Source organism: Pedobacter sp., from assembly GCF_965249885.1.
Lineage (GTDB): Bacteria > Bacteroidota > Bacteroidia > Sphingobacteriales > Sphingobacteriaceae > Pedobacter.
Window position 1 is genome coordinate 4,433,604 of sequence record NZ_OZ252254.1, and the last position, 22,974, is coordinate 4,456,577.

Annotated in this window: 16 protein-coding genes; 2 read left to right on the forward strand and 14 right to left on the reverse strand. The window is 38.0% G+C overall.

Annotated features, from left to right (window positions below; translation table 11 throughout):
• Positions 1–14: 14 nt before the first annotated feature.
• The 12 genes from ACY2A0_RS18765 to proS form a co-directional block, all read right to left on the reverse strand.
• A complete protein-coding gene (locus tag ACY2A0_RS18765) occupies positions 15–941 on the reverse strand; it encodes a DUF5655 domain-containing protein (RefSeq protein ID WP_461790908.1) in 927 nt (308 codons plus the stop codon).
• A 28-nt stretch (positions 942–969) separates the two neighbouring features.
• Positions 970–4,077 carry a type I restriction endonuclease subunit R gene (locus ACY2A0_RS18770; protein WP_461790909.1) on the reverse strand — a complete coding sequence of 1,036 codons (3,108 nt, stop codon included), beginning with the start codon at positions 4,075–4,077 and terminating at the stop codon, positions 970–972.
• Complete coding sequence (locus ACY2A0_RS18775) at positions 4,077–5,144, reverse strand: hypothetical protein (protein WP_461790910.1); 1,068 nt, start codon at positions 5,142–5,144, stop codon at positions 4,077–4,079. The genes ACY2A0_RS18770 and ACY2A0_RS18775 overlap by 1 nt, the downstream gene beginning before the upstream one ends.
• Positions 5,137–6,399: a restriction endonuclease subunit S gene (locus ACY2A0_RS18780; protein ID WP_461790911.1), complete on the reverse strand. Its 1,263-nt coding sequence runs from the start codon at positions 6,397–6,399 to the stop codon at positions 5,137–5,139. Before ACY2A0_RS18780 ends, ACY2A0_RS18775 begins: the two co-directional genes overlap by 8 nt.
• Entirely contained in the window at positions 6,389–7,909 is a 1,521-nt protein-coding gene (locus tag ACY2A0_RS18785; RefSeq protein WP_461791736.1) for a class I SAM-dependent DNA methyltransferase, read from the reverse strand. The genes ACY2A0_RS18780 and ACY2A0_RS18785 overlap by 11 nt, the downstream gene beginning before the upstream one ends.
• Positions 7,910–8,028: 119 nt before the next feature.
• A complete protein-coding gene (locus tag ACY2A0_RS18790; RefSeq protein ID WP_461791737.1) occupies positions 8,029–9,975 on the reverse strand; it encodes a DUF262 domain-containing protein in 1,947 nt (648 codons plus the stop codon).
• Positions 9,965–11,431: a DUF262 domain-containing protein gene (locus ACY2A0_RS18795; RefSeq protein WP_461791738.1), complete on the reverse strand. Its 1,467-nt coding sequence runs from the start codon at positions 11,429–11,431 to the stop codon at positions 9,965–9,967. The genes ACY2A0_RS18790 and ACY2A0_RS18795 overlap by 11 nt, the downstream gene beginning before the upstream one ends.
• Positions 11,432–12,783: 1,352 nt before the next feature.
• Positions 12,784–13,296 (reverse strand): YdeI/OmpD-associated family protein, encoded by a 513-nt coding sequence (locus ACY2A0_RS18800; protein ID WP_461790913.1) that lies wholly within the window; start codon positions 13,294–13,296, stop codon positions 12,784–12,786.
• A gap of 183 nt (positions 13,297–13,479) precedes the next feature.
• Positions 13,480–14,340 (reverse strand): TIGR02757 family protein, encoded by an 861-nt coding sequence (locus ACY2A0_RS18805; protein ID WP_461790914.1) that lies wholly within the window; start codon positions 14,338–14,340, stop codon positions 13,480–13,482.
• Between the two features lie 27 nt (positions 14,341–14,367).
• Positions 14,368–15,531, reverse strand: a complete 1,164-nt coding sequence (locus ACY2A0_RS18810) for a cystathionine gamma-synthase (RefSeq protein WP_461790915.1) — start codon at positions 15,529–15,531, stop codon at positions 14,368–14,370.
• Between the two features lie 79 nt (positions 15,532–15,610).
• Positions 15,611–16,312 (reverse strand): hypothetical protein, encoded by a 702-nt coding sequence (locus ACY2A0_RS18815; RefSeq protein WP_461790916.1) that lies wholly within the window; start codon positions 16,310–16,312, stop codon positions 15,611–15,613.
• 87 nt (positions 16,313–16,399) lie between these two features.
• A complete protein-coding gene (gene proS / locus ACY2A0_RS18820) occupies positions 16,400–17,872 on the reverse strand; it encodes a proline--tRNA ligase (RefSeq protein ID WP_461790917.1) in 1,473 nt (490 codons plus the stop codon).
• 106 nt (positions 17,873–17,978) lie between these two features.
• Between proS and ACY2A0_RS18825 the strand changes: the two genes are divergently transcribed.
• Together ACY2A0_RS18825 and ACY2A0_RS18830 are read left to right on the forward strand one after the other, a co-directional pair.
• On the forward strand, positions 17,979–18,854 hold the full coding sequence (locus tag ACY2A0_RS18825; protein WP_461790918.1) for a hypothetical protein: 876 nt from the start codon (positions 17,979–17,981) through the stop codon (positions 18,852–18,854).
• 32 nt (positions 18,855–18,886) lie between these two features.
• Positions 18,887–20,242 (forward strand): OmpP1/FadL family transporter, encoded by a 1,356-nt coding sequence (locus ACY2A0_RS18830; protein ID WP_461790919.1) that lies wholly within the window; start codon positions 18,887–18,889, stop codon positions 20,240–20,242.
• A gap of 67 nt (positions 20,243–20,309) precedes the next feature.
• On the opposite strand, the gene ACY2A0_RS18835 is transcribed toward ACY2A0_RS18830, so the two are convergent.
• Both ACY2A0_RS18835 and ACY2A0_RS18840 read right to left on the reverse strand, forming a co-directional pair.
• A complete protein-coding gene (locus ACY2A0_RS18835) occupies positions 20,310–22,136 on the reverse strand; it encodes a UbiD family decarboxylase (protein ID WP_461790920.1) in 1,827 nt (608 codons plus the stop codon).
• A gap of 170 nt (positions 22,137–22,306) precedes the next feature.
• Positions 22,307–22,786, reverse strand: a complete 480-nt coding sequence (locus ACY2A0_RS18840; RefSeq protein WP_461790921.1) for a Dps family protein — start codon at positions 22,784–22,786, stop codon at positions 22,307–22,309.
• Positions 22,787–22,974 lie beyond the last annotated feature (188 nt).

A 22,974-nucleotide genomic window follows, 5' to 3' on the forward strand; every position in this document is an offset into this window, starting at 1 on the left:
GATAATATGCTTAATTAAGTCAACCAGTAATCTGGAATAGCTTGCTTAACCAAACTCATAATATATTCAAGGTTCTTTGTATCTTGAACTATAATTTGATAGTCGCCATTTCCCCAATGGCCAACATTAGAAACATCCCTAGTTAAACCTTTAGAATCATCAAGCTGTCCCCTTTTTAAGTTTATCCAAAGCTTTAGATTACTTTTCTGGATGCATATATCGGCAAAAATTTTCCCATTCTTTATAAAACCAATCTCTTGTTTTTTCGGCTTAATATCGGTATCGCTTGTCAGGTTTAAAATAGCATCTTTAAAAGCTTCGTAAAGCTCCTTAACATCTTCGCTCTTTCCTTGTAAATGATCGTCTTCTGCATAAACTTTAATCTCATCAACTACCTTTTTTAGTTCAGCATCTTCAGCTCCCTGTAATTGTTTTATACTTGGTGCTGATTTACTTTTCTTGATTGGATTAACGGTAATGATATCTCCTTCAAATTGTTTTACCTCCCAAAGCTCAATTGCTAAGTCTTTAAAATTAGTCGCCTGCTTTTGGTTTTCATTAAAACCAGGAGATACAAAAATTACTTTAGTTTGCGACCAGTCAACTTCGTCCCTACGTAGGCTCTTGCCAAAACGTTCATTATATTCTACGATAAATTCTGCTTTATAATCGAGCATGAGGTTAAGATAGGCTATACCTTGATCCACTACGCTATTACTATTGCTTCTCTTATACTCAATTACAACAAAAGCCTTAGCGTCTTCATCAAAAGCTAAAGTATCTATACGGTAATTCTTAATCGTAAATTCCGATTTAATTAACGTTAACTGCGTAAGTGCATTTAAGTTAGTTTCAAATACTTTTTGCAAATCTCGTTCTAGCTTAAAAGGAATTTCTTTAAGCGGGGAAAGATTTTGTTTGTTGATTTTAAAAAGCAGCATATTTTAAGTTTTAATTGACAAGCAGGATTTACTCGTTACCCATTAATTCATCACCGATTAATTTTGCTTGTTCAAGTATAGTCTTGACAGCTTTATCTTGTTTTTCTGGTGGATAACCATATTTTTTGAGAATACGTTTTATCATAACTCTCATTTTTGCTTGAACACTCTCTTTTTTGTCCCAATCTATTGTTACCGAGTTTTTAACACTTTCAACCAATTCCCTAGCGATTGCTCTTAATATTTCATCTCCTAAAATAAATACGGCACTGTTGCTTACTTCCAATGCATCATAGAATGCTAACTCTCGGAAGTCAAGATTCAGGTTTTCGCCACGCTTGTCGGCTTCTTTGATTTCTTTGGCAAGCCGTATGAGCTCTTCAATAATTTCCGCAGCTGTCAACGCGTTGTTTTGATAACGCTTGATGGCCTCTGCCAACATTTCTGAAAACTTCTTGCTCTGTACGATATTCCTTGATGAACGCTTTTTGATTTCGTCATTGAGCAATCTTCTCAAAAGCTCCAAGGCGAGATTCTTTCTTGGCATATTTTTCAATTCTGCCATAAACTCATCTGAAAGAATATTTAAGCCCGATATTTCAGGGTTTTTCAAACCTGCTGCTTGGAAAATGTCAATGACTTCTGTTGAAATCAAAGCATCAGAAATGATTTGTCGGATGGCTGTTTCTACCTCTTCATCTGTTCGTTTTTTCTTGCTTTCCCTCAGCTTGGTAATTCTTGCTTTGATGGCTTGGAAGAAACTCAAATCATCTCTTATTGCAATCGCTTTCGGATGCGGAACAGAAATCGCAAATGCTTTGGAAAGATTGGAAACATTGGTACTAAACCTTTCTTGCCCTTTACCTAGTCCTAAAATGAAGTCAGTTGCATCTAAAAGGAAGGTGAGTTTTTCTCTTGGTTGTAAAGTGAAAAAGCGTTTGTAATCGAAACCGTGGAATAACTCCGTCACAATTTCATAGAGTTCTTCCATTTTGGCAACTGCTTCTTCCTGGTCAAACTCGATTTTGCCTTTACCACCGCTTGATGTATAAACGCTCAATGCTTTTTTCAGGTCTTGGGCAATTCCCAAATAGTCCACAATCAAACCGCCTTCTTTGTCTTTGAAAACTCGGTTTACTCGTGCTATGGCTTGCATTAAGTTATGACCTGTCATTGGCTTGTCCACATACAACGTATGCAAGCAAGGTGCGTCAAAACCTGTTAGCCACATATCCCGAACAATGACCAATTTCAACTCGTCTTTCGGGTCTTTCAACCGGTCGCCTATTGATTTTCTTCTTGGTTTGTTACGGATATGTTCTTGCCAATCCAAAGGGTCGGACGATGAACCTGTCATAATCACTTTGATGGCTCCTTTGTCATCATCGCCACTATACCATTCAGGACGGATTTTGATGATTTCATTATGCAAAGCCACACAAATTCTGCGGCTCATACAAACAATCATTCCTTTGCCGTCAAATGCTTCACTGCGTTGTTCAAAGTGTTTTACGAGGTCTGCCGCAACCTGACTTAATCTTTTGTCACTACCTACGATGGCTTCTTGTTGTGTCCATTTGGCAAATCGTTGCTGGCGTTCGGTCAGTTCATCTTCTTCGGTAACTTCTTCAATACGTTGGTCAATAATTTCCTGCTCTGCTGGGTCAAGTTCTATTTTGGCTAAACGGCTTTCATAGAAAATGCGAACAGTTGCCCCATCTTCAACGGCTTGTTGTATATCGTAAACGTCCACATACTCGCCAAAAATGGCTTGGGTATTCTTGTCTTCTTTTTCAATAGGTGTGCCTGTGAACCCAATAAATGAAGCATTAGGCAAAGCATCACGCATATGCCTTGCATAGCCATCTATGAAATCATATTGACTTCTGTGGGCTTCATCTGCAATTACTACAATGTTTCTGCGGTCGGATAGCTTAGGATAAGTTGACCCTTTTTCTTCGGGCATAAATTTTTGAATGGTGGTGAATACCACACCACCCGAAGCTACAGAAAGTAAACTTTGCAAATGGTTTCTGCTTTCTGCCTGAACAGGCGTTTGCCTGATGAGTTGCTGGCAGTTACTGAATGTTTCAAAAAGTTGTTGGTCAAGGTCGTTGCGGTCGGTGAGTACCACAATGGTTGGGTTGTTTAGTTGTGGCGTAACCACCATTTTGCCCGCATAAAAAACCATACTCAAACTTTTGCCACTTCCTTGGGTGTGCCAAACCACACCTGCACGTTTATCGCCTGAAACTGCTGCCGCTTTGATGGTGGAATGAATGGCTTTGTTTACGGCATAGTATTGATGATAAGCCGCTATTTTCTTTAAGGTTTTGTCCTTGGTTTTCTCAAAAACAATGAAATAGCGTATCAGGTCAATGATGTTTTTCTTGTTCAACATTCCGCTCAATACCACATCCATTTCAATGTTAGTGGTAGGGGTTGTAAATAATGTTGAGTTGTAAATCTCGTTTGGCTCTGCAACAATATTTTCAGGTGGGTTTTCAGGAATTTTCCAACCACTGAAACGACTCCGATCGCTGGTAATAGTTCCTGCTTTGGCAAACCAACCGTCTGTAACAATTAAAAAGCTGTTGTAATTGAACAGGGTTGGAATTGCTTGTTTGTAGGTCATCAACTGATTGTAAGCGGCTTTCAGGTCGGCTTTTTGATCCGTTGCGTTTTTAATTTCAATGACTACCAAAGGCAAGCCATTGATAAAAATGATTACATCAGGGCGTTTGTTGCTGTGGTTTTCTACAATGGTAAACTGATTGACGGCTACAAAGTCATTGTTTTCTGGATTTTGAAAATCAATCAACCACACTTTAAAGGTTTTGATTTGCTCGCCTTCTCTGCCTTTGACGTCTACCCCCTCAGTAATGAGTTTGTGAAATGCTTCGTTATTGGCTAATAAATTGGTAAATGGAATTCGTGAAATAGTACGCAGAGCTTCTTCCCGCACTTCGGCAGGAACATCTGGATTGATTTTGTCAATAGCGGTTTGTAAGTAGTTGGTTAAAACCACTTCACTGTATTGCCGCTCAATGTTTGCTCCATTGAGTGTTTCATAGCCTTGCTCCTGCAAAGTCTGCAATGCCATTTGTTCTATTTCTTCTTCTGTTAATATGTTCATTATGGCACAATTAAACTGATTAAATTTGCTTGCTCGGCATCAAACCTTGCTTGCAAGTGGTCAAATGAAATTTCTTGTCTTTTAGTAATCGGTTCAAACCAATACTTGCTTTCCTTTTTGCCTTTGAAGAAACTTATGTAGGTTTCTCTGCCTACTGTGTCTTTTAAGAAATGAAGGAAAGGCGAAAGACTGAAAAGTTCAGTTTCCCATTTGATAAATAGCTGCTCCTGACCAAGACCAAGCACAAAAGCCTGATTTGCCCCAAAGTCAAAATCTCCAAATTCTTTGTTTAGAAAATGACCGTTGAATTCTTCGCACCTGCATTTTGTAGAGAAGCTTTCAAATCTCAATATTTTGCAGTCGGCTAAGAACTCGGTCATCATCAACATTTCCTTGAAAATCGGAACGACTTGCAATAGTTCTGCTTCTGCTTCTTCTCTTGTTGGTGTGGTATGGTGCGAAATGTCGTTTCTGATGTCTTGCAATGCCAATAGTTTGTCCAATAATTCAGGGTCGATCTCTTCGCACTTTAAGCCTAAGTTGTTGGCTCTTGCAAATTCAATGACTGCTTTCAGGTTTTGAATTTTGGTTTTCAGAGCATCTGAAATTAAGCGGTCTGTATTGAAATTTTTGTGAACTGCTCCTGTTGGACTAACGCCAACCAAAACCTGTGCGGCTTTTAAATCAATACCTTTGTGTCGGATTTCTCCCCAAACAATAGAATACAGAACAAAAACGATAGATTCCCAAGTGTCTTTTAGGTGCAGCAGTTTTCTTACTGGGTCTGCTGCTCCTTCGCCTTTCTCGGAAAGCCTGAAATTATAAGCAATGCAAGATGGGTATTGATTGTAAACAACTTCTTTGATTCGCTCATATTCCGAATTCAAAAAGTCCTGATAGGCGTCTGCATAGCCAATCGGTTCCATTTCGTAAAGGATGCGACTGGGTTGAAATTGCGTACCGCCAACTTTTACCTGTCCATTGGCTTCAATTTTGCAATCTTCGTCCAACGATTCATTAAATCGCTGATACTTCGCATCATTATATGGTAGTAAGTTATCAGCCATGTACTTCTATTTCGCCCGACATTAACTTAGGTAATATACTGTCACGGGTATTTTTTAAAGTTTCATTTTCTGCAAGGTTGTCCAATATCTTTTCAAACATTGGCTGGGCAATTCTGCCAAAAGCTACAATCAATTCGGCAGGTGGAATAATTGCTCTGATACTTTCAATAGCTGATGCACTGATGTTGGGCTGAGCACTTCCTAATGCTGAATTTTGAATGGCTGTTTGATAAGTGTCGGTTGACAAAAGCAAATACATATACAAATTGCCAAATGGAACATTCTCTTTGAACATTCCCACACGCTGATTCAACCAAAGATTTTTATCGGTTAGCGGCACTAAACCTATTTTGCCGACTTCTGCTCCTGTCATTGCAATAAGCAATGAGCCACTTTCAATTTTGAATTTCTCGTCTAAGGAAGAAACCACCGAAGCATCCACGAAATCTGTATTTTGAATATCAACTACATTGCCGTTGATGTTTTTGATTTTGATGATACCTACTTCGCCTTGTTCCTGAAAATCTTTGCTCTTAAATGCGTAGCCATTTTGTACATAAGAAATTGCACCAATTCCGTTTACTTCCCAACTCTCAGGGATTTCCCCAAACTCGCTTTGCTTTACGTTGCCGTCTGCATTGGGATAGTTGAAATTGACAAACCACTCCTTAAAAAGCGTTCTGGCTATTTCTTCAAGCGTTTGACTGGTGGCAAGGTTGTTTTCGATTTTGTCGTCAATGGTGGAAAGGATTTCAGCAATCCGCTTTTGGTTCTTGAGAGAAGGAATGGAAATATTCAATTCTTCAATCATTCCCTTAGTAATTGCATTTCTTGTTGCACCCACTGATGAATAATTCAGAAGTAGGGATTTAAAGGGTGGATTTAATAAAACATACTTTAAAAAAGTGTTGTCTAATATTTGCTTGTTTGGGCGAATAATAGCAACGTGCTGATTTACTCTTGCAGGTAAAATATTGTTAGGCACTTGGCATACTCTTGCTACACTATCGCCTGTTATGTTTAATAGTACATCATCTTCTTCGATAGCAACATTGTTCAATTTAGATGCTTGTTCTTCATTGATATACGCTAATCCATCATAGGAAAAAGTAAAGTCTAATACATTTTGACTTCTTATAAGTGCATACTCACCACTTTCTAAATAGGATTCTTTACCGCCTTTAGGCGTAGCTCCTGACCCAATTTTCGAGCAAATTTCCCCCAATTTATAAGTCTGCCACTCATTAAAACTCATATCCAATTTCCTTTAAGTTTTCACGAATGGTATTTTCTAAGGCATTGTCTTTGGCGAATTGCTCGGCAAGTTTGGCGGTAAGACTTTGCATTTTTTCATCAAAGGGCATATCGTCTGTTTGCTCGTCTTCGGTGCCTACATATCTGCCGGGCATCAGCACATAGTTGTTTTGGCGTATTTCTCCCAAGGTGGCAGATTTGCAAAAGCCCGCTATGTCGGCATAACCGCCATTTACATTTCGCCATTTGTGGTAGGTGCTGCTTATCAGATCAATGTCGGCTTGTTCCAATACTCGGTTTCGTCTGTTTATCATTTTGCCCATTTTGCGGGCATCAATAAACAGAATGTCGTTTTCACGGTTGCGGAATTTGCCATTGGTTTTGTTCTTTGCCAAGAACCACAATGAAGCGGCAATAGTGGTATTGTAAAACAAGTTGGCAGGTAGCGTAACCATACAGTCCACCAATCTGGCTTCAATCATATTTTTTCTAATCTCGCCTTCGCTTCCTGTGTTACTGTTCATACTGCCGTTTGCCAATACAATACCTGCAGTTCCGTTGGGGCTAAGTTTATGAATGAAGTGTTGCAACCAAGCGTAGTTGGCATTACCTACGGGTGGTATGCCATATTTCCATCTTTTGTCGTCTCGTAGTTGTGCGCCTTTCCAATCGCTGATGTTAAACGGTGGGTTCGCAATAATAAAATCGGCTTTCAGGTCGGGGTGCAGGTCATTGGTAAAAGTGTCGCCAAATTGTATGTTTGCATCAATGCCACGAATGGCAAGGTTCATCTTTGCCAGTTTTACGGTTGTCGGGTTACTTTCTTGTCCGTATATACTCAGATCGCCAATTTTGCCCTGGTGGTTTTCAATGAATTTTTCGCTTTGCACAAACATTCCACCACTACCACAACAACCGTCATAAATTCTGCCTTTGTAGGGCTCAAGCATTTCAACTAAAAGCGAAACAATGCTTTTAGGTGTATAGAATTGTCCACCGTTTTTGCCTTCGGCATCTGCAAACATTCCCAAGAAGTATTCATACACTTGTCCAAGAATGTCTTTGCCTTCGTAGCCACCACCAAAGCCAATTTTACTAATCAGGTCAATCAGTTCTCCCAAGCGTTGTTTGTCAAGGTCTGGGTCTGCATAGTTTTTGGGCAACACACCTTTCAAGCTGTCATTGATTTTCTCAATGCTGTCCATTGCCTGGTCAATCAGAATACCGATTTCAGGTTGTTTGGCATTGTCTCTCAAAAAAGTCCAACGAGCTTTTTCAGGCACATAAAAAACATTAAAAGCCAAATATTCGTCTGGGTCTTCAGGGTCTGCACCTTCAAATTCTCCTTGTCCTTCCTGTAGTTTTTGATGCAGTTCTGCAAAAGCGTCTGAAATGTATTTTAGGAAAATAAGTCCTAAGACGACGTGTTTGTATTCAGCCGCATCTATATTGCTACGTAGCTTGTCAGCCGCAGCCCAAAGGGTCTTTTCAATTTCTCTTATATTACTCATGATAGTCTTAAACTTACCGCACTAAAATATGTAAATTATACTTGCTAACACGTTTCAAATTGATTTAATAAAATCACATTGCTAATCCACAATCTGTTATTCAATGTGAAAAGTAAATCTTACGAATAATTTTGATAATGATTTTTAATAAGATCGATCATCTTTTCCTTGTGTTGTATAATTTCAACAATAGTCCACTCCGTATAATCATTGAAAATATAATAAGATTTTAATGTATCATACGTATCGCTTTTATTTTTAAACATACTTCTTTTCTCATCAACTGATTTATTACTGTATTCAGAATTTTGAGAAACACTTAACAATACTAAATTCCCAAAGCTATGAAGATAGCTATTCTCAATTTTTGGATTTTTAAGAGGATTTTCAGGGTGTTGAGGATACATATGCTCTATTGAATTTTTAGAAGTAATTCTAAATAAATTAAATTCATTTGTATTGAGATAAGAGAGTTCTTTCCATAAGATATACTCCAGTTTCTGAAACCAGTAGTGGTTAAATTTAGTACCCTCAATGCCATTGAGGTAAGTAACAAAATCGAAATCTATTGCTAAATCAGCATTTAAAAGTTGGTAAGAAGCAACTTTATCCGTTAACTTTTTGCATAATGATAACTGATTATCGATATTCTCAAGGGATGTCAAAAGTTGAGCAGCATTACCGTTTAAATGATTGTGGTTTTCCAGTAAATACCCCAAATATGGTGTTAACCAGTATTGTCTTAAATAATCTCCGGTGTAATATAAGACACTTTGCAGCATTACTGATTTAGATTTTTCAAATTTACTTCTAGCATAATAACTGTCAGCATTTTTGTTGACGTTCATCAATTCTAAATGTTCTGTTTTAGTATCAACATCACTCACCCATTTTACAACATACTTATCGAACAAGTATCTTACTTTCCACAATAACAAGAAAAAGCGCTTTATTTCTGCAACGTCTTTTCTATTTGCTAAAGACTTGAAAATCTCAATTAAACGATTAACATGAAACGTGCCTTCAAAATCTGGTAAGCCCTCTGAATTTAAATGTAATCGGTAGGTATGTAATAAAAGTTGTCCGAAATTTATGATGGAGCGGCAATAAACATCTTGAGACCTCCTTTCTTCGTTTTCGTATTGTTTTGGTTTTTCCTTATATTCATCAATTTTGTATGTTTTTACAAAATCAATACTAAAACATTTTGCATCGGCTGTAATTTCCATAGGGCTTTCAACATGATATTTAAAAATATCCGTATCAAATGCAATAAAATCACTTAGATCATTTTTAGTCCAGTCTGTATTTGGAAAAGAATTACGTACATTTCTTTCGAAGAAGTTATTCATATTTTCACAAGATTCCCAGACTTTCCCATATACTACTTTCTCATCTATTAGTTTCAGCAAATTTGCTTTAACAATATCCGTTTGCTCCAATTGTACGCCAGCACTATTAATCGTTGAAAAAAGTTTATTTAAATCTATTTTTTGCGGTGTAGAATTTTTAATAAATCGAATTTTTTGATAAATGAATTCTCCAAAACCATTTAAATCTTCAGATTCAATCCCATCAATAACTCCATTAATGGTAGCCAACGCTTTTGCAATATTTTTTAAATATGGAAACTGAGCGACAGATTCTGCTATCATTGGCTTATGTTCAGGAATATGTTCCATTTTTAATAAGCTAATTAAAAAATCTTCCACTTCTGTTCTAATCTCAAAGCCTATCTTTAGTGAACCGTCATTGTTTCTAAGAAATTTGGCAAGTACGCTATTTTTGTTTTTTTGAGAAAATACAAATGCAGTAAGCCATAATGTTGTAAAACGTTGCTGTCCATCTATTAATTCAGCTAATTGGCCGGACTCTTTAGTTAGGATTGTACCAACGAAATATTCATCCGTAGGATTTAATTTATACGATTTATAAAAATCACCAAGAAGTTTTATAATCTGTTCATCTTTCCAAACATAAGGCCTCTGGTAAGTAGGTATACTAAAACAAAAATCTTGTAGCTGCGCTAAATTGACTATTGCTGTACCGAACTTTCTATTCTGCATCTCGATTATCTTTAATTTTTGCTGAAATCGCTTTTATTAGTAATTTATCAAACTCTTTAGGTTTTATTGTATTAATTTTTAATGAACTAAATTCTCTAAAATATATCTTCAATGTAGATAAGTGTTTGTCTTTTGATTGATTTTCTTCAGTATTTTCGGTATTGAATTCATAGTTAAATCTCTTTAAAAATTGAAGAAGCTCCTCAACAGTATAAACTTCCAGTATATTATCGATAAGCTGATGAGCATAAACGAATTTAAAGACACTATCTTCACGCACATTTCTACTTGACGTTACACGAAGCGAATAAATACATCTAAATAACCATAGGCTGGTTTCAAACAAGCGAAAAAAACCAAATCTGCTTACGTAGGCTACTATACAAATTTCCAAAAGCTCTTTAAGGAAGATTGTACCATTTTGGCCGTGTACTAAGCTTGCGTAGAAATCATAAAAAGCATCATTAACACGATGGTCTCGTCTTTTACCGAAGAGTGCATCACATATTTGAACATAGTCATTTATATAATCTAAAGTATTATTACCGTCAGACAAGGGCTGTTTGAGTTGTTTGATATGACTTTCATACATTTGCATCGCACGGCCATCTTTATTCTTAACGGCACTATAGTAAAATGAAATGTCTTCATTATCGTTATTGGTACGCTCTGTAAATTCTTCAATCAAAACATTTTTGATTGATCTTAAATCTCTATAAAATGGAAATCTACGCCATTTCCGATTATCCCAAAATCTAACTTTAGTTAAATTTTGAATAATCGCTTCAATATTTGTACTGTCTGTACTCTCCCATTTTCTCGCTTGATAATTTACAATTTTTCCGGACGTTATTGCCCTAAGGTGATGGGCTTTTATGATATCTGAACCACTTAAACGTATACCACCAGTATTTTGTGTTTCAAAGAATGTATACGCTAGATCTTCCGTTCCTGTTACTACCACGGTAACATTTATTTCAGTAAAATTAATCTGGCTTAATAAGTCTGCATCTACATAATCGAATATATCATTTTGAGTAATGCTTTTCAAGTAAGCATAGTTTCTTTTAATATTATCGATACTTTTTGATGAACAATATTCTAAACCACTAACGAATGAATCGTCTACCACAGCCTTCATTAATAATAGCGTAGTAATACGTTGCTGCCCATCAATAATATTAAGTTTGTTTCCATCTTGATGTAAAATAATACTTCCTAAATAGAACATTGATTTTTCATGATCATTGTCTGCAAAATACTCTCGAAAATCATCTAGTAACCTATTAATTTGCTTTTCTTTCCATACGTATGGCCGTTGATACTCTGGAATGCACAACTGACCGCAAATAGTAGAATTTGGTATACGTGCAAAACGAGTATTAATTAAATCCTCAAACGTGCAGCTTATTACTTGTACGCCATTATACCTATTCCTTACAGCATTGCTACTCATTTATCAATTATCTGTTTATATTTTTTATTTTGAATTCTGAAAACTCTAAAATTACCGCTAGTTATCTCATTAACTTTTCGTACCGGGCGAAGAGATTATTTACTTGCGCAAAGAGATTTGCAATTTGAGTATTAGACATAAATGAGATTGTTATTTTGATGTGCTGCTAATTTATAAAAAAGCCAAGGCAAAACAAATTGTTGTAATTATCCCTAAACTTCTATAAAGCAAACTAAAATTTAATACGGTTTCCCGTAAAGCGAGATACTTTTGGATCAAGTTCCCAACCAGAAAAATAAGCGATTAAACAACTTTACTACTTACCTAGGTCAAAAGCATATCAAAGGTAGGGTTCAAGTAGGGATAGAGTACTAAGAGAGTACTATCTTATGCTTGCATAATAATTAAATTTTCATGTTTAAAACTTTAGCTTAAATATCTCTTATCAAGGGTAAAGGAGACGCCCTAACGAAGAGCCTGTGCCGATTTAATCTGTAAGCGAAAACTAGATCTCTCGAAAAGCTCGAGATGACAAAATAGCAACGATACTACAAGAAGATACTATTGGAACAAACCATTCCTAAGTACGACAATGGTCTAGCAGGTTTTCGAAGGAGAAAGCACCAAAATAGCCATAGCAAATCCTCTCCCTAACCCTCCCGAACAGTCGGGACAAGTACTCCTTGAAAAAGAGAGGGGATTAGTTAGCGCTAAAACCATTCCTAAGTACGACAATGGCATAGCAGGTTTTCGACGGAGAAAGCACCAAAATAGCCATTGCATAAACCCTAACCTTGCACCACCAAGCAAGAAAGCAGTGTGAGTAAAAGGTAACGGGATGGAAAATGCCTTTTTCTTGCGCTATCGGGATATTTTGGTAGTTTAATCCAAGAAAAGTTGCAAGCCTTGATTGTTTCCTTCTTTATTATCAAGAATAAAGAAGATGCCCCGCGGCATAGAGCGAGAAAAGATATAAACCTTGATGTTATGCCTATGTTGTTGTGATTTTTATAGGTAGGCATGCTTTCGCTGAAGCTCAGGTTGCTTCTTTATCATCAAGGATAAAGAAGATGCCCAGCGGCATAGAGCGAGAAAAGATATAAACCTTGATGTTATGCCTATGTTGTTGTGATTTTTATCGGTAGGCATGCTTCCGCTGAAGCTCAGGTTGCTCTTATAATCATCAAGGATAAAGAAGATGCCCTTTACCGATCCCCAATAAAGCGCAAATTTAGATCTCTCGACAAGCTCGAGATGACAAGATAACAACGATACTGCTATAAAATCTCGAGATGACAAGAGAACAACAATACTGCAATTGAACAAAGTCGAGACAACATGCCAATGATAACTTAACCCTTCTCCTTCCTATTGCTCCTTAACATCAATCCAAAATCCTGTTTCAAAGCCATCGCATTTACAATCATCACCAAGCGTTTGGTTCTGGTAACTTCAGTTTTAGCAGTGTTCAACCAATTGATAAAATAGTTTTGGTGCGACTTGGTGTAGCTTAAAAACTGCTCTAACAAACCTTCTTCTTGCGCTAAGCATACTTCTAGATCTTCGGGCATATCCACCTTAAAATTTACATCAAGCGCTAAAGAAAGTGTAACGGGCTGACCAGCTTCTTTGCGCAACTGCTTCCTCATTTTGCTATCTAAAGCTAAAATAAAATCGCCGCCACCCATTGGAAGCAAGCTCTTCCCACTAATAGAAAGTTGGTCAATTTGACCACAAACACGAAAGCCTCTCCTATCGTTGGGCTTGATCTGCTGCGCTATCGCCTCGGGAATAAAGACATAGCTCCACCCGGTTTTTTCACCATTGGTATCAAATTTCTCAATTTCAGCTATGAAGTTTACCATAGAACTAAGTTAAAAGTATAAAGTCAAAAGCAAAAAGTTTCAAAGAAAGTTCATTTTCTGTCCCTTTGCAGATGATAACGACAGCCTACAGATTTAAAAAAATTACTGTCAATGGATTCGTGCCAACTTTCCTATATCAACCTCTCGCCCCTTTGGGGAGAGATGCCAAAGGCAGAGAGGGGCTTAAAACTCCCCTTCCACCCCCAATCCAAACAAAGCAAAATCGTATCTCACAGGATCCAAAGCATCAAATGTTTTCAACTGTTCCGTCAATTCCACTGCGGTGAGCCAATCCGTTTGCTTGCGCTGTATCAAGCCAAAATGCCTAGCTACCCTGTCCACATGCACATCACACGGACAAATTAAATCTGCTGGTTTAATGATATCCCAAATACCAAAATCAACACCACACTCATCTTTCCGCACCATCCATCGCAAAAACATATTCAAACGCTTACAGGTAGATTTTTGCAGGGGCGATGAAATATGTTTAATCGTTCTACGTGGAAAATCTGGCAAGCTAAAGAAATAAGAACGGAAGTGATTCAATGCTTTTTCAATGGTAAAGTTGGATAGTACTAAATCTGAAGTATAACAGCTTGCAGAAGTGAGTTCATAACCTGAGGCGATTTCTTCCACACTTAGATAATCGGTGCGGTAAGTCAGTGCCTGCGGAACAAAGGCCGTTTCTAAGGAGTTGGACTGCTGGTAATGATGTTGAAAGAACGATACGAAGTACAATAGATCAGTATCGTTAAACGTCCGGTGTTTAAAGCCCAGCAATCCTTTCAAATCCTGATCAGAGTGGTGCAGCATGAACTGATAAGGCTGATTGTCCATCCTAGCTAGCAACTCATTACACTTGTTGATGATGGTTTTCCTTTGTCCCCAAGCTAAAATTGCCGCAAAAAAAGCGGCAATTTCAATATCCTGTTTTAAACTGTATTGATGAGGAATGCTTATCGGATCATTTGCAATGAAATTAGGCTGATTATACTGCGCCACCTTCGCATCAAGAAAATCCTTCACATTTTCTACTTTCATTCTCCAATCAGCTAATTAGCAAATCTACTAATTTGATAAAGCTTGCTCCAAATCCGCCAACAAATCGTCAATATCTTCCACACCTACACTAAAACGCAATAAATTATCGGTAACACCAACTTTTTCACGTTCTTCCTTAGGGATAGAGCCATGGGTCATGCTCACGGGATGGTTCACCAAACTTTCAACGCCACCTAATGATTCAGCAAGTGAAAACACCTTAAATCTTGAGGCAATACGGAAAGTCTCTTTCAAATCAGCGTCCCTCAAAGTCACCGATACCATGCCTCCAAAACCACGCATTTGCTTTTTAGCTACCTCATGGTTAGGATGATCTTCAAATCCCGGCCAATAAATCTTATCGATTTTTGGATGATTTCTTAAGAAATGAGCTACTTTTTCTCCATTCTCACAATGCGCTTTCATACGCAGGTGAAGCGTTTTAATCCCTCTTAACACCAAAAAGGCATCTTGAGGACCTGGAGTGGCGCCACAAGCGTTATAGATAAAAAACAAATCTTTATATAGCTGCTCATTATTGGTAATCAAAGCGCCCATTACCACATCTGAGTGGCCACCAATGTATTTAGTCACCGAATGCATTACCACATCTGCACCTAAATCGATTGGATTTTGCAGATAAGGAGAAGCAAAAGTGTTATCCACTGTTAAAAGAATATTGTTCTCTTTAGTGATTTTCGCTACGCCTTCAATGTCAATAATGCGCATGGTTGGATTGGTAGGTGTTTCAATCCAAACCAACTTGGTTTTCTCATTAAGGTAAGGTTTGATATTTTCCGGATTCGAAAGATCCAAGAAGTGGAACTTGATACCATAGTTTTGGTAAACCTTGGTAAAGATACGATAAGATCCACCATACAAATCATTACCGGTAATCACTTCATCGCCTGGCTTTAATAACCTTAACAAGCAATCAGTTGCGCCCATACCGCTACTAAAGGCTAAACCGAACTTACAGTTTTCCAAGGCAGCCAAACAATCTTCCAAAGCTTTACGGGTTGGATTGGTACCCCTCGAATACTCATAACCTTTGTGCTCTCCCGGCGATGCTTGCCAGTAAGTAGAAGTTTGATAAATCGGTGTCATGATAGCCCCTGTTGTAGGGTCTGGTTCTTGACCTGCGTGGATGGCTTTAGTTGCAAATTTCATTTTTTTATTTTTGTTAACCACATAGAAAAATAGGCTTTTGATTCGATAAATAATAAATCAATCTCAAAATTTACTATGTGCCTATATGTTAAAATTTAAATTATAAATTATTATTTTGTTGCGCTTCGGCTTTAAATTGATAGCCTAAACGTTTTCCTGTCGGATAACCGCTAGCGGCTAATATGGTTTGTTTTTGATGTAACGTGATGTCTTTTACGGCAGCGTAAGGCGGCAATTGCAAATCGGTATCCATGCAATCCAATATCGCCAGTTCAAATATGCGAGTAAGTATCTCTTCCGTAATTTCACCGTCGCTAAAAGATTCGTATAAAAACCCCAGCTGACCTTCTCCTTCTACAATAAAACGTTTCTCCTTATTCACTAAAATCCGGGCAACTAATGTCCCTTCATCAGCCAAGCGGTTATACTTAATAGAATCAGCTAAAAAATTGTGAATGTAGATGACTCCGCAGTAGCTTAAACTAGGATCTGCCTTCACGTAACTAGAAGAAAAAACGCGATGTCCTTCCTCAAAGTTAAACACGTTACTATGCATGGATAACAGCAACATATCCCCTGAAAACTTAAGTTCAGCTTCAAATTGATGCGCATCTCTGTAAGCTACTTCTACTGATGGATCTTTCGCGTGATAATCTTTGTGCAAACGAGAAGCAATTTTAGACAAAGCTTTCTTTGCAACAGCAAAAACATCAATGGTATTCCTATAGATTTCCTGCTTTAACGAAGCTTTACTTTCCAGTTTACTTAGGATCAGCTGATAATTGGTAGTTTCTTTTTCCATGGTTCGAAAAATGGGGATAAAGCCATAAGATGTGAAACGAGATCGAGTTACTGAATCTCAAATCTCACATCTCTGTACTCAAATCTATTAGTAAGCTTTCGCAAACAACACACGCTGCGTAGATGGTTTGCCCGTTAAAATACAAACACCATCTTCTAACTTATTGTTCAAAGGGATACACCTAATGGTCGCTTTAGTTTCTTCTTTGATGCGCTTTTCAGTTTCTGCCGTACCATCCCAATGCGCCGCGATAAAACCAGTTTTCGTATCTAATAGCTCCTTAAACTCTTCGTATGAATTAGCTTCTGTGATATGCTCATCTCTAAACTTCAACGCCCTATCAAATATATTTTGTTGAATTTGAGCCAACATCTGGAAGATATATTCTGCTAAGCCTTCTTGAGGAACTGTAAATTTCTCTTTAGTATCTCTTCTAGCTAGCTCCACCGTACCGTTTTGCATATCTCTAGCACCAATGGCTACACGTACCGGAACACCTTTCAATTCGTATTCAGCAAATTTAAAGCCCGGGCGCTGACTGTCCCTATCATCATATTTTACAGAAATACCAAATCCTTTTAATCGAGGTAACAACTCATCTACGAAAGTAGAAATCTGTTTTAATTCTTCCTCACCTTTATAAATTGGAACGATAACCACTTGAATTGGTGCCAATTTTGGAGGTAATACCAAACCACTATCATCGCTATGCGCCATGATTAAGGCACCCATTAAACGGGTAGAAACTCCCCATGATGTTGCCCAAACGTGCTCTAGTTTTCCTTCTTTGTTCGCAAATTTAACGTCAAACGCTTTAGCAAAATTCTGACCTAAGAAATGCGAAGTACCTGCCTGTAAAGCTTTACCATCTTGCATCAAAGCCTCAATACAATAGGTATCTAATGCTCCAGCAAAACGCTCGGTTTCTGTTTTTTTGCCCTTCACTACTGGTACACCCATCCAATTTTCTACAAAGTCGGCATAAACGTCCAACATTTTTTCTGTCTCTTCAATCGCTTCTTCAGCAGTAGCATGAGCGGTGTGTCCCTCTTGCCATAAAAATTCTGTAGTACGTAAGAACAATCTCGTACGCATTTCCCAGCGCACTACGTTAGCCCACTGGTTAATAAGCAAAGGAAGATCTCTGTATGATTGAATCCAACCTTTGTAAGTGTTCCAGATGATAGTTTCTGAAGTAGGACGAACAATCAATTCTTCTTCCAGCTTAGCTTCTTCATCTACTACAATATTTCCATTACCATCGTTTTTTAAACGGTAGTGAGTAACCACAGCACATTCAGTTGCAAAGCCATCTACGTGAGCAGCTTCTTTCGAAAAATAAGATTTAGGTATGAATAACGGGAAGTAGGCATTAGTGTGTCCAGTTTCTTTAAATTTATGGTCTAAAACCGCCTGCATTTTTTCCCAAATTGAATAACCGTACGGCTTAATTACCATACATCCTTTAACTGACGAATGCTCTGCTAAATCGGCCTTTATAACAATTTCGTTATACCACTGGGAATAATCTTCACTTTTACTCGTAATACCTTTGCTCATAACTAATTTGGAACGTTTTTTGTGTTAAATTTCTTGTATTGATGTCTACAAATCTATAAATTTATAGTCAGAAATTAATTTAGCACACAAATAAAACCTAAATACGATGAGAGTTAACCTATTTTTAACCGGAACGCTTGCTGCAGCCGCATTGTTGGTTGCATCATGCTCTACACAAAAATTGGCACAAAACAACAGTGCCGACGATGTGTACAACACTGTAGCACAGGCAAAAGTATACAAATATGCTCCTCCTGCGCAAACAGCACAAATAGATACTTCCCGTGTTGATCCATCTTACCAAGCAAGTAATCCTAATTACGATATGGATTATGCTTCTAGGATTGATAGATTCTACTACGGAAGTCCCAACAGAATTTACTTTGACGATTATTATAACTTTTATGGTTATAATTCTTGGTATAACCCTTTTGATGTAGGCGTGGGCTTCGGCTTTAATTATGGCTGGGGCTTTAGTCGCTGGAATAACCCATTTAACTATTGGGGATATTATGGAAGTCCTTATCATTGGAATACTTGGGGTCCCTACTCTTACTATAACACATGGGGAAGCGGCTATTGGGGCAGCAGCTACTGGGGTAACGGTGGATGGAATAGTGGCATAATTGTTAGAAATGAAAATTACAGACCGAGACCTACTAGAGGCGTAGATAGCGCTAGACCAACTGGAAGATTTGGAACTGAAATCCCTTCTAGAGGTAATGCTAATGTTGGAAGTCGTCCTACCAGGCCAGAAAGCTACAATCCAACTACAAATGGTACAGTTAGAAGACCAGAGTCGACTACTAATTCTTCTTATGGCAGACCAAGTAGAGCGGAAACTTCAAGACCATCAACACCTCAGAGAGAAAGTTACACACCACCACCATCAAGCAGCAACAGCGGTAGTGGAAGTAGCAGCAGTGGCAGTAGCGGAAGCAGTGGTGGCAGTCGTCCAACACGTGGAGGCGGTAGAGGCTAAGGGTTTTCAATTCACAGTACATCCAACAAAAAATGAAAAAAATTATAACAATGTTAGTGGTGGCGGCAGCCACTGCTAACTATACTAGCGCACAAGTAATATTACCAACTTATGCAGGAGATGCCCTGCGTTTTTCTCAAACTAACTATGGTAGCTCTGCCAGGTTTAAAGGCATGGGAAATGCACAAATCGGAGTTGGTGGAGATATCAGTTCTTTAGGTGGAAATCCCGCAGGTCTGGGTTTGTTTACACGATCCGAGTTTGTTCTAACTCCAGAATTTAACGGCACCATGATGGATGCAAACTATCTCAATACACGAACAAGCACAAATAAAAGCGAAATTAACCTTAATCAATTAGGCGTAGTGTTTCAAATGCCTACTTATCGATCAAGAGGTAAAGATACAAAACAAGGCATAGTGAGTGCTAGTATTGGACTTGGATATAATCGAAACAACGATTATGGCTTGGAGGCAAACTTTTCGGGCACAAACAATACAAGTTCAGTTTATAATATGTTCGACGGAGATCCTGCATTTACACTTGGTAATAACCAGGTTGGAAATGTGATGAGATCTGGATCGGTATCCGAATTCAATATCGCAGGTGCAATCAACATATCAAATCAAATTTATATCGGAGCTAATTTAGGATTAGTAAGCTTAAATATGAATTACGATATGAGCCTATATGAAAAAGGCAATGTAGAGAATTATAGCGTCAACTATTTTCAAAATCAAACCGCTAAAGGCTCTGGGGTAAACGGAAAGGTTGGAATTATATTTAGACCTGTTAGTGAATTTAGAATTGGGATGAATTTGCAAACGCCAACTTGGTTTAATATTGACGATAGTTATTCTTACAGTACAGATAACAATGCTGTATCTGCACAAACCTTCGATTTTAGCTATAACCTACGCACTCCATTAAAAGGTTCTGTTGGAGCTAGTTATGTATTAGGTGGTAGAGCGTTGATTTCTGCAGATGTGGACTTTGTTGATTATTCATCAATACGCTTTAGCAGTAGTGATGGCGGAGATATGGGCACTATTAACGAAAACAATAATGAGATCAAGTCTAGCTTTAAAAGCGCAGTAAACTACCGTGCTGGAGCTGAAGTTAAGGTTACTGACCTAGTAAGCTTAAGAGCTGGTTACGGCATTAATGGATCTGCTTATAAAGATGATAGGGACAAAGATTTCCAAACTACATTTTATTCTGGCGGTATAGGCTACAGAAATAAAAATTACTATTTCGATGTCGCTTACCAGCGAACTGAAACTAACAGTACGTTCAGCCCTTATTTGCTGAATGATTATAAAGAACCAGTTGCGAGTGCTAAAAACAATAAAAACAATGTTTTCCTAACGTTCGGAATTAGATTTTAACCAGCTTTAAGTTTAAACGAAAACGCCCCCGATAGCTCGGGGGCGTTTTCATTTATTTGACGTCCAATTAAATTATTCCGTACAACGGTCCGCCCTTCTCTCCCATACGATCAACCTTTCTTTCTACAGCCTCATCTTTAATCAATTCGGGAGCATGATGAGGTTTTTTACGAGCATCAATAATTAGCGGCCCATTACATCCCCAATGTTTGTCTTGGATAAAATCATCAACACCGTGTATATCGGCAGCTGGATTACTTCTTGTAAACGCCACCCAAACCAAATTATTGATATGCTCCGTTAAAAATCCTGCGTCATCACAAACTACAACTAAAGGCAAGCCAACTAGGTTATTTCGCTTGAGATGTTCTTTCAACAAATCAATGTCTTTTTTTGCAGATGCCGCATCAGTATATGGAGCTAAAGTAACGGAAAGTATTCCCGCCGAAGCCAGAGCATGAGCTGCTTCCAATTTAAAATCGGTAGGTAATGTTTTTTGTAGTTCTCTCTTCTTTTCGCCAGCGGCAGCAAAAACTACTTTAGAACCGGAATTCAATCCATCACCAGAGTAATCGAGTGTATCAATGGTGGTATTCGTATGAAAATGAATATCTCTACGCAAATCTATCCGTTCTAAAACGTGCGACAGAAATTCTGCCACGTGGTGCGTACTTAAATTTTCATCGTCTTCCCTAGCAGCAATAAATAAATACTTTGCTAAGCTCAGCTGATTTTTTCCAAGAATATGATTACTGATGGTTAAAATTTCCTGTGGTTTTCTTTCCTTCAAATAAGGCGTGTAACGTTCGCTTCCTATCGCAAACAATAATGGATGTACACCGGCAGCATCAACTGCATATACTTCTTTCAGCCCATGAATTTCCTGCGGAATTGCCGAACCAGTAATATCGTGGATTAAAGCTCCAAAACTGGTATCTTCCTGCGGGGGCCTACCTACTACGGTGAACGACCAAATCGCATTCTTTTTATGGTAAACGTTGCTTACTTTCATCAAAGGAAATGGATGCGTTAAGCTGTAGTAACCTAAATGATCACCAAAAGGCCCTTCGGGCTTGTTTTCATGCGGATATACCGTTCCTGTGATTACAAAATCTGCGTCCGCCGAAATCACAAAACCTTCTTCATCCCTAAAATACCTAAATCTTCTGTTGCCCAACGCCCCTGCAAAAGTCAATTCCGAAAGTCCTTCGGGTAATGGCATTACTGCTGCCAAAGGATGTGAAGGTGGCCCACCAACAAAGATGCTCACCTTTAAAGGTTGTCCTTTAGCATTGGCTTTAGTTTGATGTACACCGATTCCTCTATGTATCTGATAGTGCAAGCCAATTTCTTTGTCTTGAATATACTCGTTTCCAGCAAGCTGAATACGGTACATTCCGAGATTTGCATTCATTACGCCTGGCTTCTCAATATCTTCCGTAAAAACCTGAGGCATGGTAATAAAAGGACCACCGTCCATTGGCCAATTTACTATTTGTGGGATAGCTGATATGGTTGTTTTTTGGAAAGTTTGTTTAAACAGCGATTGTTTTAGTGGCAATGCGGAAAGTGCAGTTAGCGCCGATCCTGCATATTTAAAAGGATTTTTCAGTGCCTTTACAGGATCAGATCTTAAAGTAACCAAGTCTTTAACTTTTGGCAAACTGTCTCGGAACATAAACTTTGAACGTTCGATAGTGCCAAATAAATTAGAGACAGCGGGAAATGGGCTGCCCTTAATCTTCTCAAAGAATAACGCCGGTCCCTGTTTTTCATAAACACGAAGATGAATAGCAGCCATTTCCAAATACGGATCTACCTCTTCTTTAATCCGTATTAAATGTCCATGTTTTTCCAAATCAACAACGCAGTCGGCTAAACTTTTATATCCCATGCCTCAAAGATAATTATTTGAACAAATTGCAAAATTGAAGATTTAAGAATGTGATAATACGATGATGTGATCGGCAGAACGCACCTAAAAGCTCAAATCAAAAAAGAAGCCGCAGATACGATTAAACGCATTGCGGCTAGTTTATTAATTAACTATTATCAGATATTTAGCTATTGTTTATTCAAGAATGATTTTAACATCCAAATGGTTTTCTCTTTAAACTGCATAAATCGGTTAACCATATCATTGGAACCGTCATCTCCGGCTTTATCAGTAGCTTCCAACAAATCGCGTTCTAACTCAATTAATTTTGTCATGTCTTCTAAAACAGCTTCCACCATTGCAGTATCTGCCATACCAATTGTGTCCACTTCTTTAATCGCTGATTCTTTAATATAATCTGCAAAACGACTATGCGGCGGTTTCCCTAACGTCAATACACGCTCAGCAATTTCATCAATAGTTACTTGTGCGTTGGTATAAAGTTCCTCAAACTTCAGGTGAAGCGTAAAAAAATTCTGTCCTTTAACGTTCCAGTGGCAGCCTCTTAATTTTTGGTAATGAATATGGTAGTTAGCCAAGTAATCGTTCAACATATCAACTACTGGCTTCACTTGTTTCTCTGTTAGATTTATTTCTTTTGCTGACATAATTTTTCTGTTGTTTTAATGATGTGCAATTAACAAAATCTACAGCAATTAGTTTGAAATAACGACAAAAAAATGAAACCGTTTGAAGGAAACGAACTGAGAGTTTATCCCCCCTTTGGCAGTGATACATAAGCGTAATAGCATAAATAAATCGCCGTTTTTAAACTGCATACAATAGATACGTTTGC

Excerpts from the sequence above, each read along its gene's own strand:
- ACY2A0_RS18790 (WP_461791737.1), bottom strand. The coding sequence starts at position 9,975 with ATGCAGAATAGAAAGTTCGGTACAGCAATAGTCAATTTAGCGCAGCTA.
- ACY2A0_RS18815 (WP_461790916.1), bottom strand. The coding sequence starts at position 16,312 with ATGGAAAAAGAAACTACCAATTATCAGCTGATCCTAAGTAAACTGGAA.
- ACY2A0_RS18835 (WP_461790920.1), bottom strand. The coding sequence starts at position 22,136 with ATGGGATATAAAAGTTTAGCCGACTGCGTTGTTGATTTGGAAAAACAT.
- ACY2A0_RS18770 (WP_461790909.1), bottom strand. The coding sequence starts at position 4,077 with ATGAACATATTAACAGAAGAAGAAATAGAACAAATGGCATTGCAGACT.
- ACY2A0_RS18840 (WP_461790921.1), bottom strand. The coding sequence starts at position 22,786 with ATGTCAGCAAAAGAAATAAATCTAACAGAGAAACAAGTGAAGCCAGTA.
- proS (WP_461790917.1), bottom strand. The coding sequence starts at position 17,872 with ATGAGCAAAGGTATTACGAGTAAAAGTGAAGATTATTCCCAGTGGTAT.
- ACY2A0_RS18775 (WP_461790910.1), bottom strand. The coding sequence starts at position 5,144 with ATGGCTGATAACTTACTACCATATAATGATGCGAAGTATCAGCGATTT.
- ACY2A0_RS18780 (WP_461790911.1), bottom strand. The coding sequence starts at position 6,399 with ATGAGTTTTAATGAGTGGCAGACTTATAAATTGGGGGAAATTTGCTCG.
- ACY2A0_RS18825 (WP_461790918.1), top strand. The coding sequence starts at position 17,979 with ATGAGAGTTAACCTATTTTTAACCGGAACGCTTGCTGCAGCCGCATTG.
- ACY2A0_RS18830 (WP_461790919.1), top strand. The coding sequence starts at position 18,887 with ATGAAAAAAATTATAACAATGTTAGTGGTGGCGGCAGCCACTGCTAAC.
- ACY2A0_RS18765 (WP_461790908.1), bottom strand. The coding sequence starts at position 941 with ATGCTGCTTTTTAAAATCAACAAACAAAATCTTTCCCCGCTTAAAGAA.
- ACY2A0_RS18785 (WP_461791736.1), bottom strand. The coding sequence starts at position 7,909 with ATGAGTAATATAAGAGAAATTGAAAAGACCCTTTGGGCTGCGGCTGAC.
- ACY2A0_RS18800 (WP_461790913.1), bottom strand. The coding sequence starts at position 13,296 with ATGGTAAACTTCATAGCTGAAATTGAGAAATTTGATACCAATGGTGAA.
- ACY2A0_RS18805 (WP_461790914.1), bottom strand. The coding sequence starts at position 14,340 with ATGAAAGTAGAAAATGTGAAGGATTTTCTTGATGCGAAGGTGGCGCAG.
- ACY2A0_RS18795 (WP_461791738.1), bottom strand. The coding sequence starts at position 11,431 with ATGAGTAGCAATGCTGTAAGGAATAGGTATAATGGCGTACAAGTAATA.